This window comes from Mycobacterium sp. AZCC_0083 (assembly GCF_014202335.1).
Taxonomy (GTDB): Bacteria; Actinomycetota; Actinomycetes; order Mycobacteriales; family Mycobacteriaceae; genus Mycobacterium.
Genome location: NZ_JACHGP010000001.1, coordinates 443,018 through 456,953, shown reverse-complemented (window position 1 = coordinate 456,953; position 13,936 = coordinate 443,018). Strand labels below are relative to the sequence as shown.

Sequence of the window (13,936 nt, the reverse complement as noted above, 5' to 3'; positions counted from 1 at the left end):
GGGGTCCCCCCGCTTGCGGGGGAGAGCGAAGCGACTGGGGGCGTGGGTTGATCAGTTGGCTCTTGGTGATCGCGCTGGTGCTTCTGGCCGTGGTGCTGCTGGTCGGCGGTGTCTGGGCCTTTCAGACCGCGAACCGGCTGGACCGCCTGCACGTCCGATACGACCTGTCGTGGCTTGCGCTCGACGGCCTGTTGGCGCGGCGCGCCGTGGTGGCGAGGGCCGTCGCGACCGACGCCTACGGCGGGTCAGCCGCTGGTGTGCGGTTGGCCGCACTGGCCGACGCCGCCGAGCGGGCGCCGCGGTCCGGGCGGGAGGCCGCCGAGAACGAGCTGTCCGGGGCGCTCGCGTTGGTGGATCCCGTTTCGTTGCCGGTGCCATTGGTGGCGGAGTTGGCCGATGCCGAGGCACGTGTGATGCTAGCCCGCCGGTTTCACAACGACGCCGTCCGCGACACCCTCTCGCTGCGTGAGCGGCCGATGGTGCGATGGCTTCACCTCGGTGGAACCGCGGCATTGCCAACGTATTTCGAGATCGCCGAGCGATCCTCGCGGCGCTCCGTCGGGCCGGTGAACCCGCGCACGTCGGCGCGTGTCGTGCTGCTCGACGAGCAGGGCAGCGTGCTGCTGTTCTGTGGCTCCGACCCGGCCAGCGAGGCAGGCGTTGCGCCACGCTGGTGGTTCACGGTGGGCGGCGCGGTGGAACCGGGGGAGGCGCTCCCCGACGCCGCGGTACGCGAGATCGAGGAGGAGACCGGGCTGATCGTCAGCCCCGCCGACCTGATCGGTCCGGTGTGGCGGCGCGAGGCGGTGTTCGAATTCAACGGCACGGTGATCCGCAGCGAGGAAATGTTCTTCATCCATCGCACAACGCGGTTCGAACCGTCGACCAGCGGCCACACCGCGCTCGAGCGTCGGTCCATCCACGGGCACCGTTGGTGTGACGAGGACACCATCGGTGAGCTGGCTGCCCGTGGTGAAACGGTCTACCCGCTGCAGTTGGCCGAACTGCTTGCGGAGGCCAACGTGACGGCCTCGGGCGGGCCGGTACGAGAGTTGCAGTCCATCCGATAATGGCTGGCAGAAATGCGGATCTAATCGATTTGGCCGTGCCACTAGACTGGTTCAGTACCTATTTGGAGGAGATAGCGTGGATACCGCACCTAACGGGTCGGTGACCCAGACCGGAACCGCCCGGGTCAAGCGCGGAATGGCCGAGATGCTCAAAGGCGGCGTCATCATGGACGTCGTCACGCCCGAACAGGCCCGGATCGCCGAGGCTGCGGGTGCGGTTGCGGTGATGGCGCTCGAGCGCGTGCCCGCCGACATTCGTGCCCAGGGCGGGGTGTCGCGGATGAGCGACCCGGACATGATCGAGGGCATCATCGCCGCGGTCACCATCCCGGTGATGGCCAAGGCGCGCATCGGTCACTTCGTGGAGGCGCAGATCCTGCAGAGCCTCGGGGTGGACTACGTCGACGAGTCCGAAGTGCTGACCCCTGCCGATTACGCCAACCACATCGACAAGTGGAAGTTCACCGTGCCGTTCGTGTGCGGGGCGACCAACCTGGGCGAGGCGTTGCGCCGGATCACCGAGGGTGCGGCGATGATCCGCTCCAAGGGCGAGGCGGGTACCGGGGACGTATCGAATGCGACCACGCACATGCGGGCCATCGGCGGGGAGATCCGTCGACTGTCGTCGCTGAGCGAGGACGAATTGTTCGTCGCGGCAAAGGAACTGCAGGCGCCGTACGACCTGGTGGTCGAGGTGGCGCGGGCGGGCAAGCTGCCGGTGACGATGTTCACCGCTGGTGGCATCGCCACTCCTGCGGATGCGGCGATGATGATGCAGCTGGGTGCCGAGGGTGTGTTCGTCGGTTCGGGCATCTTCAAGTCCGGCAACCCCGCCGAGCGCGGTGCGGCGATCGTGAAGGCCACCACCTTCTACGACGATCCCGACGTGCTGGCCAAGGTGTCGCGTGGGTTGGGCGAGGCCATGGTCGGCATCAACGTGGAGGACATCGCGCAGCCACACCGGCTCGCCGAACGCGGCTGGTAGGGGTGCGCCGCTCGCGCGATGCGCGGATGGCACAGTAGCCACATGTCGATCGAAAAGATCCTCGATCTCGAGCAGCTCGAGGTCAACATCTACCGCGGTGGTGTGTTCAGCCCCGAATCGGGCTTCTTGCAACGCACTTTCGGCGGTCATGTGGCCGGCCAGTCACTGGTGTCGGCCGTGCGTACGGTCGACCCGCACTACCAGGTGCACTCGCTGCACGGTTATTTCCTGCGGCCCGGCGATGCCAGGGCGCCCGCGGTCTATCTGGTCGAACGGCTCCGCGACGGAGGCTCGTTCGCTACCCGACGGGTGAGCGCCATCCAGCACGGCGAGACCATCTTCAGCATGTCGGCGTCGTTTCAGACCGACCAGAGTGGCATCGAGCACCAGGACCCCGTGCCCGCCGCGCCGCCGCCGGATGACCTGCCCGGTTTCCGGTCGGGTGGGGCGTTCGACGATGCCGGGTTCGCCCAGTTCGCGGAGTGGGACGTTCGCATCGTGCCGCGCGACCAGGTAGCCCTGCTGCCAGGCAAGGCCTCGCAGCAGCAGGTGTGGTTCCGCCACACCGATCCGCTGCCCGACGACCCGGTGCTGCACATCTGCGCCCTGGCCTACCTCAGCGACCTGACGCTGCTCGGTTCGGCACAGGTGAATCACCCCAAGGAGCGCAACCACCTGATGATCGCGTCGCTCGATCACGCGATGTGGTTCATGCGCCCGTTCCGCGCCGACGAGTGGCTGCTGTACGACCAGTCCTCGCCGTCGGCGTGTGGCGGGCGTGCGCTCACCCAGGGCAAGCTCTTCAACCAGTACGGCGAGATGGTCGCCGCGGTGATGCAGGAGGGGCTGACCCGCTACCAGCGTGACTTCATGCCCAACCGCGAGTGAGCGCGCGCGTCGGAGTCCTTGCGCTGCAAGGTGATACCCGAGAACATCTGGCGGCGCTGACCGAGGCAGGCGCCGAGGCCGTGACGGTGCGGCGCAGGACCGAGTTGGACGCCGTCGATGCGTTGGTGATTCCCGGTGGCGAGTCCACGGCGATGAGCCTTCTACTGCGGGAGTTCGAGCTGCTCGAGCCGTTGCGGGCGCGGCTGGCCGACGGCATGCCTGCGTACGGTTCTTGTGCGGGCATGATCCTGCTCGCCACCACGATCAACGATGCGGGCGTGCCAGGGCGAGAGGCCGTGCCGCTCGGTGCCATCGACATGACGGTGCGACGCAACGCCTTTGGGCGGCAGGTCGACTCGTTCGAGGGTGACATCGCCTTCCAAGGGCTGGACGAACCCATGCACGCCGTGTTCATCCGCGCGCCATGGGTCGAGCGCGTCGGCCCCGACGTCGAGATCCTCGCCGAAGCGGCGGGGCATCCCGTCGCCGTCCGGCAGGGCCGGATGCTCGCGACGTCGTTCCACCCGGAAATGACCGGCGACCGACGGGTCCATCGCCTGTTCGTCGCCTCCCTCTAAGCGATTTCGGCGCGCTAACCCGCGGTGAGCGCGGTGAGCGCGGATTTCCGCGCCCAAATCGCAAGTTAGGGGAGGTGGCGGCGGAGCCAGTCGACGACCATGGGCACGACCTCGGCGGCCTTGCTCACCGCGACGTGCCCGCTGTCGGGAAGTAGGTGCACCTCGGTGTCGCGTCGACCCTCGAACACCAGCGTGTCCGATCGAGGGATGAACACGTCGTCGGCGCCGTTGATCACCAGCATCGCCGAATTGGTCTGCTGGGCAAGAAGGTCCCGCCGTGACAGCTCGTCGAGCCCGGCACGGAGCTCCGTCGGGGTCGGGGAGTGGTCCCACCCCATCGCGTTGCCAAGGATGTCGTGCATCCCGAAGGGTAGTTTGGCGAGGTTCTCCTGATGGAATGAGTCGACCACGGGGCCACCGAGATCGACTGCGGCGTCCACGATTCCGGCCAATCCGGACATCGCGGCGAAGTTGCCGCCGAACGACGCGCCGAAGTGCGCGACCCGACCGTCGCCGATGCCGCGGGCGTAGTCGGCGATGCCGCGGACCACCTCGTCGGCGTGACCGTCCAGAGGGATTCTCGTTTCACCGGTGCCAGGGTGGTCGAAGGCGAGCACGCCAACGCCTGCGTTCAGCGTGAAGGTCTCGCACCACGGGTGCACGTCCATCTTCCAGGTGTCGACGCCGCCGCTGAGCAGCAGCACCGGCCGGCCGGCGAATTGGCCGTCGACCGAATAGAGGTGCAGCGGCACCTCGACGGTGCCCCCGCGACGGGGCACTTCGATGATGCGGCGCTCGAAGCGGACGGGGAAATCCCTTGCAGCCAGCTCGAATTCCTCGAGTTGCCGTTGCAATGCACGCTCCCTGGCCTGATCGGTCAGGCAGGGGAACTTCGCGCAGCCGTATACCAACGACGCATCCGATGATCGCCCCACTCGGCGTACCGCTGCGCCAGCGTCGACCATTCGAACACCCAGCCGCCGGGCTCGTCGGACCACATGTCGGTGACCGCCGCGCGGACTCGTTCGATGTCGTCGGTCGGTACGCCGAACTTGGCGAACTGCACTGCGCGGTCGTCGAACATCGTCTGTGCGTCGATGTCGATGTCGTAGGTGTACACCGGATCACCGCGCGATCAGGTCGAAGTAGTCCGCGATCCCAGCCGGATCGTCCAGCGCCGTGACGGCCCCGATGTAACCGTCTGGCCGGACGACGACGCGACCGCCGGACCGCAAGCCGTACCGCTTGGCGATGGCGCCACCCGGATCGACGATGGTCTCGTCGTGTCCGTCGACCGGGGCGCCGTCGGAGGTGATGAGGACCTGCACGTGTCCGGCCGGCCCCGCAGCGGGTGTCGGACCATCCGGCGCTGCGACGGTGAGCACGGTATGGCCAGCCGAGCAGACCCGGCCGAGTTCCTTGCGTAGTTCGGGGTCGTCGGGATGGGGCAGATGCTGGCCTGCGACGACGTCGGCATGCCGCGGCCGCCTGTCGAGCACCGCCGGGCTGCCCTGGTAGCCGATGCCGATCTCCTCGACGAGGGCGGCGAGCTTGTCGCCGACGGCGGGGATGCTGCCGAGAACCTTCATGATCGCGTTGCGAACCACGTGGGCACCGCCATGCAACGTGGCCGCGGTGGTCAGCTTGCTGGAGAAGGAGATCACCCGCTCGGCGACCGGGTAGCGCTCCACGTGATAGCTGTCGAGCAGGGCCTGGCCACCGTCACCGCTGATCGTCGCGGCCAGCTTCCAGACGAGATTGAACGCATCCTGCATGCCGGTGTTCATGCCCTGTCCGCCCGCGGGACTGTGAATGTGCGCGGCGTCGCCGACCAGGAAGACCCTGCCGTATCGGTAGGCAGGCACCTGCCCGTGATGAACCTCGAAGCAGGTCAGCCAGTGGCTCTTCGTGATGGTGATCCCGCCGACCCGCTGATCGAGGATCCGTTGCAGGTCATCCTGGGCCGGTTGAAGGTTGAGTGGCGTGCCCGGTGCGTCGTGGATCTCGGCCATGATCCTGGCGCGGCCGTCACGCATCGGCATGAACAGCACGGGGCCCTCTGGCGCGAACATCGTGTGCATCGAGTCAGGGGCGAGGTCGCTGTCGGCGTCGCAGTCGCCCAGAATGAAGCGCTCACCCTTGAACGAGCCCGCCAGGCGGGCGCCGACCAGGTGGCGCACCGTGCTGTGGCTGCCGTCGGCGCCGATCACCCATGGTGTTGCGATCGTCTCGGTGGCGCCGTCGGAATGGCGGACAGTCAGCTGGACGACGTTGTCGCCCTGCGTCAGGTCGGTGAGCTCGGTGCCCCGCTCGACGTAAACGCCGAGTGAGGTCAGCCGCTCGAACAACACCCGCTCGGTCTCGGTTTGGGGGGTGAGCAGCGACCACGGGAAGGCGCTGTCCACGCCGTCGAACTCGACGTGGAAGAGCTCCCTGCCATTGCTGAACATCTTCATCCCCATCGACTTCGCGCCCGTCGCGACGAGGTCGTCGACGATGCCCATCCGATCGAACATGTCGAGGCTGCGCGAGTGGATCGCGATGGCGCGGGACTCGGTGGTGGGCTCGGCCAGCTTGTCGATCACGCGAACGCGAATGCCGCGGCGCGCCAGTTCACAAGCGGCGACGAGGCCGACCGGACCGGCGCCGACGACGACGGCTTCGAGGGTGGTCGGGGTGTCGGTCATGTCGTGACTCCTAAATTTCACGTATTGTTGAAACTAGTCTCACGGTATGTTGAAATTACTGCCTACGCAAGAGGTGATTTTCGTGAGAGTCAATTCATGGTGAAGAAGTCGTCCACCCCAGGGCCGCGCGACGAACGGGGCGTCCTCGCCGCGCGCATCCTTGCCGCCGCACGCGAGGAGTTCGCCGAAAACGGTTGGGCGGGTACGACGATTCGCGCGATCGCCCGCACGGCCGACGTCGATCCCGCGCTCGTCTACCACTACTTCGGGTCGAAGGAGGCGCTGCTCGACGCCGCGACGGCCCCACCGGCCAGGTGGCTGGAGAACGTCGCGAAGACGTGGACGACGCCGGTCGGTGAACTGGGCACGGCATTGTTGCGCTTGATGCTCGGCGCCTGGGCCGACGAGGAGATCGGTCCCGTCCTGCGGTCGATCCTGCTGACGGCGGCACACGAACAGGCGACCCGCGAGAAGCTGCGCAAGATCGTCGAGGGAAGCCTGATCGGCCTCGCTCAGCTCGGCGTCGACGAACACGACCGACTGATGCGCAGCGGCCTGATCTCGTCGCAGATCATGGGCCTGGCGATGATGCGCTACGTATGGAAGATCGAGCCGGTCGCGTCGATGAGCGACAACGAGATCGTCGCGGCCGTCGCACCGAACCTGCAGCACTACGTCGAGGGGCAGATCAAACCGGCCGGGTAGCGCCCGAGGCGGTGTGGTTCGTCGGGAACCTCCACGTAGACTCGACGGTTGACCTTGCAGTCTGAGGAAAGCGAGTTGCACCTGCATGAGCGGCCATTCCAAGTGGGCGACTACCAAGCATCAAAAGGCCGTCAAAGACGCGCGCCGTGGCAAGGAGTTCGCCCGGCTCATCAAGAACATCGAGGTCGCGGCCCGCACCGGCGGCGGTGACCCCGGTGGCAACCCGACGCTGTACGACGCCATTCAGAAGGCCAAGAAGACGTCGGTGCCCAACGACAACATCGAGCGTGCCCGCAAGCGTGGCGCTGGCGAGGAGGCCGGCGGCGCCGACTGGCAGGCCATCACCTACGAGGGTTACGGCCCGAACGGGGTGGCGGTGCTCATCGAGTGCCTGACCGACAACCGCAACCGCGCGGCCAGCGAGGTTCGAATCGCGATGACGCGCAACGGCGGCAACATGGCCGACCCGGGTTCGGTGGCGTATCTGTTCGCCCGCAAGGGCGTCGTCACGCTTGAGAAGAACGGCCTGTCCGAGGACGACGTGCTGACGGCGGTGCTTGAGGCAGGCGCCGAGGACGTCAACGATCTTGGCGATAGCTTCGAGGTCATCGCCGAGCCGACCGATCTGGTCGCCGTGCGAACGGCATTGCAGGACGCCGGAATCGACTACGAATCCGCCGAGGCCAGCTTCCAGCCGTCCGTCACGGTGCCCGTCGATCTCGACGGCGCCCGCAAGGTGCTCAAGCTGCTCGACGCCCTCGAGGAAACCGACGACGTGCAGGACGTGTACTCCAACGTCGACATATCCGACGAGGTAGCCGCAGCCCTCGACGAGGACTGATCTCGCCCGCTGTTAGCGGTGTCCGCCAAACCCGCCGTGGCCATGATGATCGAGGATCACAACGCCGCCGAAGTACGGGTATTGCTGCTGGTAGGGCACGTAGGGCGGGGTAGCGGTCAGCTGGACGTTGCCCGGCGTCTGGCATTGCGTGCTCGAGCTGCTCAGGGTCGCGCAGTTCGGCGGTTGTGCCGTCTCCGCTAGCGCTATCGGGGCGAGGGCAAGCGAACCTGCCGCAGCGGCCACCAGCAGCGCTGGCGTGAGGATGTCTTTCGTGATGCTCATGGTGTAGCTCCTATATGGAAACTGGACGTTCAGTTTCCATTAGGTTTCAGCGCTGTCACGAGCAGAAAACTTCCCCGTTCAACGAGTGCGGTCGATCACACGGCGAGGCCGGACAACGCCGCGGCGACGATCGCTTCGGCGGCGGCAGCGTCGAGTGCGCCGCTTCCTGTGACCAGGCGATAGATCGCCGGTGCGAACACTATGTCGATCGCGATCTCTGGGTCGACGTCGGCGCGCAGCTCACCACGGGCGACGCCGCGATCCCAGATGGCCCTGCCCACGCGCCGCCGGGACTGAATGAACACGTCCCGCAACTCGGCGTGGACCAGCGGGTCGAACTGCGCTTCGCCGACCAGCTGCGCGAATATGCGTCCGGTCGGCGTGGTGTAGAAGTGCATCACGCCGCGAAGCACGACGCAGAAGTCTTCACGGGCCGATCCGGAGTCGGGATCGGGCGCCTCCGCCAACATCTCCGACAGGAACGCCTCGACGGCGACGGTGTACTTGTTCGGCCACCACTTGTAGATCGTCGCCTTGCTCGCGCCGCTGCGGGCGGCGATCAGTTCTGTGGTCATCGCCCGGAGTCCGACTTCCTGCATCAGCTCCGACGCCGCACGTAGGACGGCAGCCCTGGACTGCTCGCTGCGAGGCCGGCCGGGCCGGGTCTTTGCCGGGGCGAGCGAAGCGACGGGGGATGTCGACTGCGTGTCGGCGAGGTCTTCGGTCATTGGTCAACGGTGGACATCGATACTGAACGCATCGTTCAGTATCAGTTACCGGGGCCCGTCCCGCAGCGCGACTGGCGGCTCAGGAACGTTCCGATTTCCCTGGCGGTCTGCTCGGGCTGATCGAGCATGATCAGAACGTTCGCGTCATCGACGTACCGCAGCGACCCCTTCGTCAGCTCGGCCAGCCGCGTCGCGTGGTCGTCGGGCATGACCGGGTTGTGACTCCACAGCACGAGGACGTCGCCGTCGAATGCGGCCAACCGCTCGGTGCTGCGCACCAAATCGGGTTTGACGAACTTGGTGCGGCAGTACTTCACCAGATCGCGCCGGATCCGTTCGTCCTTGAGGCCTGCGTCGAACCACGCGTCGACGATGTGTTGTGGGACTGGCTTCTTCGCCATCATCCCGAACATCAACCATTGGCGACGCAACCAGCCGATGCGGAGCTGGCGCATCGCGAGCGACACCGTCAGCGGGCTGCGGCTGATCAGCCAGGAGACCTTGCCTGGGAAGCCGGGCGGAAAGTTGCCGAACGCCTCCGACGGGCAGATCACCATGCTGCCCACCCGCTTGTCGCGGCCGATGTCGGTGAGGAAGATCGCGCCACCCCAGTCGGTGATCACCAGCGTGACGTCGGTCAGGTCGAGTGCGTCCAGGAAGTCCGCGACGATGCCGACCATGCCGGGCATCGTCAGGTCGGCAGCCTCGCGCATCGGCACCCGATGCCCGCCCATCGGCAGCACCGGCAACAGGTAGCGATGGCCGGACGGCAGCAGTGGCAGGACCAGATCCCACTGGGTGTCGTTCATCAAGAGGCCGTGCAGCAGCACGACCGGCTGCCCGTCCGGGTCGCCCTCCTCGCGGTATTCGACGGTCCCCGCAGCGAGCTCTACCGACTTCACGTCGACCAACCTCCAATAGAACAGTAATTCTAGAACGTATGCTCTAGTCTGTCTTCAGGAGGCGACGTTGGCAAGGACTACCAGGGAATCGATCCTCACCGCCGCGGCGGAGCTGATGCGGCGCAAGGGCTATGGCGCGGTCGGGATGAAGGACGTCGTCGCGGCGTCCGGGGCGCCGATCGGCTCGCTCTACCATCACTTTCCCGGTGGCAAGGCGCAGATCGCGCGCGAGGCGTTGATCAACGCGGGCACGGCCTATGGACTACTCATCCCCACCCTGGTCGATCCCCACGACGATCTCGGCGAGGCCGTCGCGTCGGTGTTCGCACAGGCCGCCGTGGACATGGCCGAAACCGGCTTCGCCAACATGTGCCCGGTCGCCAGTGTCGCCGCCGAGGTCGCCGACACGATCGAGGAACTCCGCGACGCCACGGCATGCGTCTTCACCGGCTGGCTCGACGGCGGCACCGCGTACTTCGTTGCGCGAGGACTCTCGCACGACGAAGCGCGCGACCTGACCGTCGCGCTGGTCGGTGCGCTGGAGGGTGCCTTCGTCCTTACGCGGACGCTGCGCGACACCGAACCGCTACTGGCCGCGGGCCGCGTGCTCGCGCCGCGGTACCGGGGCGTCCAAATGCTGCCGCGTGTCGTGCCGGTAGAGGTCGGATCCGCCCGCTAGGCTCTCGAACAACTGTTCGGGAAGGAGTCAAAGTGCGGGTGATGGGCGTCGACCCTGGGCTGACGCGCTGCGGGCTGTCCGTCGTCGAGAGCAGCGGCGGCCGCAAGGTGGTCGCGCTCGACGTCGACGTGGTCCGCACCCCGTCCGACCAACCCCTACAGCTGCGGCTGCTGACCATCAGCGACGTCGTCGAGCACTGGCTGGACACCCACCAACCTGACGTGCTCGCGATCGAGCGGGTGTTCGCCAACCAGAACGCGAACACGGCGATGGGCACCGCGCAGGCGGGCGGGGTCATCGCCCTCGCCGCCGCAAGGCGCGACATCGACGTGCACTTTCACACACCCAGTGAGGTGAAGGCCGCCGTCACCGGCAACGGTCGCGCCGACAAGGCTCAGGTCACCGAGATGGTCACCAGAATCCTTGGGCTGCAGACCAAACCGACACCCGCCGACGCTGCCGACGCGCTCGCGCTTGCGATCTGCCACTGCTGGCGCGCACCCATGATCTCCAGGATGGCCGCGGCCGAGGCGATGGCCGCCGAGCAACGCAAGAAATACGAGGCCAAGATCAAGGCGGCCCCGGGTCGGATGTCGCGGAGCGCGACGTGATCGCATCGATTCGCGGCGAGGTGCTCGACATCGCGCTCGATCACGCCGTCATCGAGGCGGCCGGCGTTGGCTACAAGGTGTTGACCACCCCGACGACGTTGTCCACGCTGCGGCGCGGCACCGAAGCCCGGCTGATCACGGCGATGATCGTCCGCGAGGATTCGATGACGCTGTACGGCTTCGTCGACGGGGACTCGCGCGATCTGTTCACCACGTTGCTCGGCGTCTCCGGGGTGGGGCCCAAGATCGCGCTGGCCACATTGGCGGTCTACGACCCGCAGGCGCTGCGCCGGGCGCTCGCCGACGGCGACGTCACCGCACTGACCCGGGTGCCGGGCATCGGCAAGCGAGGTGCCGAGCGCTTGGTGCTCGAACTGCGTGACAAAATCGGCCCCGTGACACCCGGTGTGACGAACGCGGTGGGGCACGCCGTGCGCGTGCCCGTCGTGGAAGCGCTTGTCGGACTTGGGTTTGCGGCCAAGCAGGCCGAGGAGGCCACCGACAAGGTGCTCGCCGCGGACCCCGATTCCACTACGCAGAGCGCGCTGCGCTCAGCGCTGTCGATGCTGGGGAAGACGGCGTGAGCCGATTCGCCGACGACGACCGGGAGATCGACGACGACGCCGACCGGGAGGTGTCCGCCGCGCTGACGGTCGGCGAGGGCGACGTCGACGCGAGCCTGCGACCGCGCACGCTAGGTGAGTTCATCGGCCAGGCCAGGGTGCGCGAGCAGCTGCAACTGGTTCTGGAGGGCGCCAAGAACCGCGGCGGCACACCGGATCACATCCTGCTCGCGGGCCCGCCGGGTCTGGGCAAGACGTCGCTGGCCATGATCATCGCCGCCGAACTGGGGACCTCACTGCGCGTGACGTCCGGGCCAGCCCTGCTGCGTGCCGGCGACCTGGCCGCGATGCTCTCCAACCTCGTCGAGGGCGACGTGTTGTTCATCGACGAGATCCACCGCATCGCCAGGCCCGCCGAGGAGATGCTGTACCTCGCGATGGAGGACTTCCGCGTCGACGTCATCGTCGGAAAGGGCCCAGGGGCGACATCGATTCCGCTCGAGGTCGCGCCCTTCACGCTCGTCGGGGCCACCACTCGGTCCGGCGCACTGACCGGACCGCTGCGCGACCGGTTCGGCTTCACCGCCCACATGGACTTCTACGAACCTCCCGAGCTGGAGCGGGTGCTGTATCGCTCGGCAGGCATTCTCGGCATCGAACTCGGCTCGGATGCGGGCAGCGAGATCGCCAGGCGATCGCGGGGTACGCCCCGCATCGCCAACCGGCTGCTGCGCCGGGTCCGCGACTACGCCGAGGTCCGCGCCGACGGCATCATCACGCGCGACATCGCGAAGGCCGCGCTGGCCGTCTACGACGTCGACGAGCTGGGTCTGGACCGGCTGGATCGCGCCGTGCTCTCGGTGCTCACCCGCAGCTTCGGTGGCGGCCCGGTGGGGGTGTCCACGCTCGCGGTGGCCGTCGGCGAAGAGTCCACGACGGTCGAGGAGGTGTGCGAGCCTTTCCTGGTGCGGGCGGGCATGCTCGCACGCACCCCGCGTGGGCGGGTGGCCACCAGCCAGGCATGGACCCATCTGGGTTTGACACCGCCCAGCGGCGTCACCGGGCTTGGGCAATCGGGCATGTTCGAATGAGTTTGGGAGTGGATGCGTAATGGTCACCGCTGCATTGATATTCGCTGGATTGGCAGCGGTGCTGCATGTCTACATCTTCGTGTTGGAGTCGCTTCAGTGGACGGCGCCGCGGACGCGCGCCACGTTCGGGACCACGCTCGAGTCAGCGGAGGCCACCAAGGAGCTGGCATTCAACCAGGGGTTCTACAACCTCTTCCTGGCGATCGTGACCGGAGTGGGCATCGGGTTCACGATCTCGGGAGGCACTCCGGTCGGCGCGGCCTTGCTCCTCGCAGGTACCGGTTCGATGCTCGCGGCGGCGATCGTCCTTCTGGTGTCGTCGCCGGACAAGGCGCGCTCCGCGGTGGTCCAGGGCGCGTTTCCGTTGGTCGCCGTCATCTTGATCTTGCTCGGGTTGCTGGTGTAGCCCTCACCCAGTCGGCCCACGACGTACACCTGGTCACCGCCCGCGCGCTTGGCCTTGTACATGGCCCGGTCCGCGGATTCCACCAATCCCTGAACCAGGGCGCGCATCCCCGCTTCTGGCGGCCGCGACAGTGAGGCGGTGGCCACCCCGACGCTGGCCGTGATGTTCCACGACGTCGCGGCGATCTCGCGACGCAGACGTTCGGCCATTCCGACGGCGCTCTGCTCGGAGTCGACCACGGCGACGACGAACTCCTCGCCGCCGATGCGTGCAGTGATCGAGTTGCCCCGGCGCGTATGCCGGAGGATGCCCGCCACGGCGATCAACGTTTGATCGCCCGCGGCGTGCCCCGCGGTGTCGTTGACTCGCTTGAAGGCATCCAGGTCGACCATCACGACGGCGAGGACGGCCGAATCACCAACCGACTCCGCCGCCATCGCCGGCACCGATCGGTCGAACGCGCGCCGGTTGGGCAGGTCGGTCAGGGGATCGGTGTCGGACTTGAGCGCGTCGATGCCAAGGATGTGCACCAGCACCTGAGCGGAGAGTGGCACGGCAAGGACGCTCACGAACAGCACGACGAGTTTGCTCAGCGTCAGGGCGACGCCGACGTGTTCGCTGAGCTGAATCGCCAGGATCGTTGCCGTAACCGTCGCCGTGAGTAGCGTCAGGGCGAGAAACCGACTGGTGTGGAAGAACGCGACGTAGCCGGCGAACGCTACGAAGGCGGTGGCACCTTGGATGCCTTCGGCGGGGTTGGACTGGGCAAGGCACCACACCGCGATGCACGCGTTGGCGGTGATCGCGAACGTCACCGATTGAGCATGCGTCGGCCACCGCGTGAGCCACAGCACCGCCATGACCGCACAGCAGGTCGCTATCGACACTGCGACGACGCGAAACCGCACGTCGTCGGGTGC

17 protein-coding genes and 1 pseudogene are annotated in these 13,936 nt (G+C 67.1%); 11 read left to right on the top strand and 7 right to left on the bottom strand.

Features of this window, described 5'->3' with window-relative positions:
• Window positions 1–50 precede the first annotated feature (50 nt).
• The 4 genes from HNP02_RS02155 to pdxT all read left to right on the top strand — a co-directional run bounded on the left by HNP02_RS02155 (window position 51) and on the right by pdxT (window position 3,521).
• On the top strand, window positions 51–1,070 hold the full coding sequence (locus tag HNP02_RS02155; RefSeq protein ID WP_375373633.1) for an NUDIX domain-containing protein: 1,020 nt from the start codon (window positions 51–53) through the stop codon (window positions 1,068–1,070).
• Window positions 1,071–1,206: 136 nt separating this feature from the next.
• A complete protein-coding gene (gene pdxS, locus HNP02_RS02150; protein ID WP_255506161.1) occupies window positions 1,207–2,055 on the top strand; it encodes a pyridoxal 5'-phosphate synthase lyase subunit PdxS in 849 nt (282 codons plus the stop codon).
• 42 nt (window positions 2,056–2,097) lie between these two features.
• Window positions 2,098–2,943 carry an acyl-CoA thioesterase II gene (gene tesB, locus HNP02_RS02145; protein WP_184433900.1) on the top strand — a complete coding sequence of 282 codons (846 nt, stop codon included), beginning with the start codon at window positions 2,098–2,100 and terminating at the stop codon, window positions 2,941–2,943.
• Complete coding sequence (gene pdxT / locus HNP02_RS02140; protein ID WP_184433897.1) at window positions 2,940–3,521, top strand: pyridoxal 5'-phosphate synthase glutaminase subunit PdxT; 582 nt, start codon at window positions 2,940–2,942, stop codon at window positions 3,519–3,521. The genes tesB and pdxT overlap by 4 nt, the downstream gene beginning before the upstream one ends.
• Before the next feature lie 65 nt (window positions 3,522–3,586).
• On the opposite strand, the gene HNP02_RS02135 is transcribed toward pdxT, so the two are convergent.
• Genes HNP02_RS02135 through HNP02_RS02130 form a run of 3 tightly spaced genes read right to left on the bottom strand, consistent with a single transcriptional unit; the run spans window position 3,587 to window position 6,208 of the window.
• Window positions 3,587–4,486 (bottom strand): alpha/beta hydrolase, encoded by a 900-nt coding sequence (locus tag HNP02_RS02135; protein ID WP_255506110.1) that lies wholly within the window; start codon window positions 4,484–4,486, stop codon window positions 3,587–3,589.
• A complete protein-coding gene (locus tag HNP02_RS42425) occupies window positions 4,399–4,641 on the bottom strand; it encodes a hypothetical protein (RefSeq protein WP_255506109.1) in 243 nt (80 codons plus the stop codon). The genes HNP02_RS02135 and HNP02_RS42425 overlap by 88 nt, the downstream gene beginning before the upstream one ends.
• Before the next feature lie 4 nt (window positions 4,642–4,645).
• On the bottom strand, window positions 4,646–6,208 hold the full coding sequence (locus HNP02_RS02130) for an FAD-dependent monooxygenase (RefSeq protein WP_184433894.1): 1,563 nt from the start codon (window positions 6,206–6,208) through the stop codon (window positions 4,646–4,648).
• A 96-nt stretch (window positions 6,209–6,304) separates the two neighbouring features.
• Here HNP02_RS02130 and HNP02_RS02125 point away from each other — a divergent pair, with 96 nt between their 5' ends.
• Entirely contained in the window at window positions 6,305–6,913 is a 609-nt protein-coding gene (locus tag HNP02_RS02125) for a TetR family transcriptional regulator (RefSeq protein WP_184433891.1), read from the top strand.
• Window positions 6,914–6,998: 85 nt separating this feature from the next.
• Window positions 6,999–7,754, top strand: a complete 756-nt coding sequence (locus HNP02_RS02120; RefSeq protein WP_184433888.1) for a YebC/PmpR family DNA-binding transcriptional regulator — start codon at window positions 6,999–7,001, stop codon at window positions 7,752–7,754.
• Between the two features lie 12 nt (window positions 7,755–7,766).
• Here the strand turns inward: HNP02_RS02120 and HNP02_RS02115 are convergent, their stop codons facing one another.
• From HNP02_RS02115 to HNP02_RS02105, 3 genes are all read right to left on the bottom strand, one after another.
• A complete protein-coding gene (locus HNP02_RS02115) occupies window positions 7,767–8,036 on the bottom strand; it encodes a hypothetical protein (RefSeq protein WP_184433885.1) in 270 nt (89 codons plus the stop codon).
• Between the two features lie 95 nt (window positions 8,037–8,131).
• The gene (locus HNP02_RS02110; RefSeq protein WP_184433882.1) at window positions 8,132–8,764 is read right to left on the bottom strand and encodes a TetR/AcrR family transcriptional regulator; all 633 of its coding nucleotides are present in this window, start codon (window positions 8,762–8,764) and stop codon (window positions 8,132–8,134) included.
• Window positions 8,765–8,805: 41 nt separating this feature from the next.
• A complete protein-coding gene (locus HNP02_RS02105; RefSeq protein ID WP_184433879.1) occupies window positions 8,806–9,666 on the bottom strand; it encodes an alpha/beta fold hydrolase in 861 nt (286 codons plus the stop codon).
• Window positions 9,667–9,733: 67 nt separating this feature from the next.
• On the opposite strand from HNP02_RS02105, the gene HNP02_RS02100 reads away from it, so the two are divergent.
• From HNP02_RS02100 to HNP02_RS02080, 5 genes are read left to right on the top strand one after another with little or no spacing between them, the layout of a single operon-like run.
• Complete coding sequence (locus HNP02_RS02100) at window positions 9,734–10,345, top strand: TetR/AcrR family transcriptional regulator (RefSeq protein ID WP_184433876.1); 612 nt, start codon at window positions 9,734–9,736, stop codon at window positions 10,343–10,345.
• A 32-nt stretch (window positions 10,346–10,377) separates the two neighbouring features.
• The gene (gene ruvC, locus HNP02_RS02095) at window positions 10,378–10,956 is read left to right on the top strand and encodes a crossover junction endodeoxyribonuclease RuvC (RefSeq protein WP_184433873.1); all 579 of its coding nucleotides are present in this window, start codon (window positions 10,378–10,380) and stop codon (window positions 10,954–10,956) included.
• Window positions 10,953–11,540 carry a Holliday junction branch migration protein RuvA gene (ruvA, locus tag HNP02_RS02090; RefSeq protein WP_184433870.1) on the top strand — a complete coding sequence of 196 codons (588 nt, stop codon included), beginning with the start codon at window positions 10,953–10,955 and terminating at the stop codon, window positions 11,538–11,540. Before ruvC ends, ruvA begins: the two co-directional genes overlap by 4 nt.
• Before the next feature lie 26 nt (window positions 11,541–11,566).
• Window positions 11,567–12,610, top strand: coding sequence for a Holliday junction branch migration DNA helicase RuvB (gene ruvB, locus HNP02_RS02085; protein WP_184434957.1), 1,044 nt, complete (start codon window positions 11,567–11,569; stop codon window positions 12,608–12,610).
• A gap of 19 nt (window positions 12,611–12,629) precedes the next feature.
• A complete protein-coding gene (locus tag HNP02_RS02080; protein ID WP_184433867.1) occupies window positions 12,630–13,016 on the top strand; it encodes a DUF1304 domain-containing protein in 387 nt (128 codons plus the stop codon).
• 32 nt (window positions 13,017–13,048) lie between these two features.
• Here the strand turns inward: HNP02_RS02080 and HNP02_RS42420 are convergent.
• Window positions 13,049–13,876, bottom strand: a pseudogene (locus HNP02_RS42420) (GGDEF domain-containing protein); the annotation flags it as partial.
• Window positions 13,877–13,936 lie beyond the last annotated feature (60 nt).

Bases quoted from the DNA above. Each gene is read 5' to 3' on its own strand.
- pdxS (WP_255506161.1), top strand. From the start codon at position 1,207: ATGGCCGAGATGCTCAAAGGCGGCGTCATCATGGACGTCGTCACGCCC.
- tesB (WP_184433900.1), top strand. From the start codon at position 2,098: ATGTCGATCGAAAAGATCCTCGATCTCGAGCAGCTCGAGGTCAACATC.
- HNP02_RS02135 (WP_255506110.1), bottom strand. From the start codon at position 4,486: ATGGTCGACGCTGGCGCAGCGGTACGCCGAGTGGGGCGATCATCGGAT.
- HNP02_RS02130 (WP_184433894.1), bottom strand. From the start codon at position 6,208: ATGACCGACACCCCGACCACCCTCGAAGCCGTCGTCGTCGGCGCCGGT.
- HNP02_RS02125 (WP_184433891.1), top strand. From the start codon at position 6,305: ATGGTGAAGAAGTCGTCCACCCCAGGGCCGCGCGACGAACGGGGCGTC.
- HNP02_RS02120 (WP_184433888.1), top strand. From the start codon at position 6,999: ATGAGCGGCCATTCCAAGTGGGCGACTACCAAGCATCAAAAGGCCGTC.
- HNP02_RS02115 (WP_184433885.1), bottom strand. From the start codon at position 8,036: ATGAGCATCACGAAAGACATCCTCACGCCAGCGCTGCTGGTGGCCGCT.
- HNP02_RS02110 (WP_184433882.1), bottom strand. From the start codon at position 8,764: ATGACCGAAGACCTCGCCGACACGCAGTCGACATCCCCCGTCGCTTCG.
- HNP02_RS02080 (WP_184433867.1), top strand. From the start codon at position 12,630: ATGGTCACCGCTGCATTGATATTCGCTGGATTGGCAGCGGTGCTGCAT.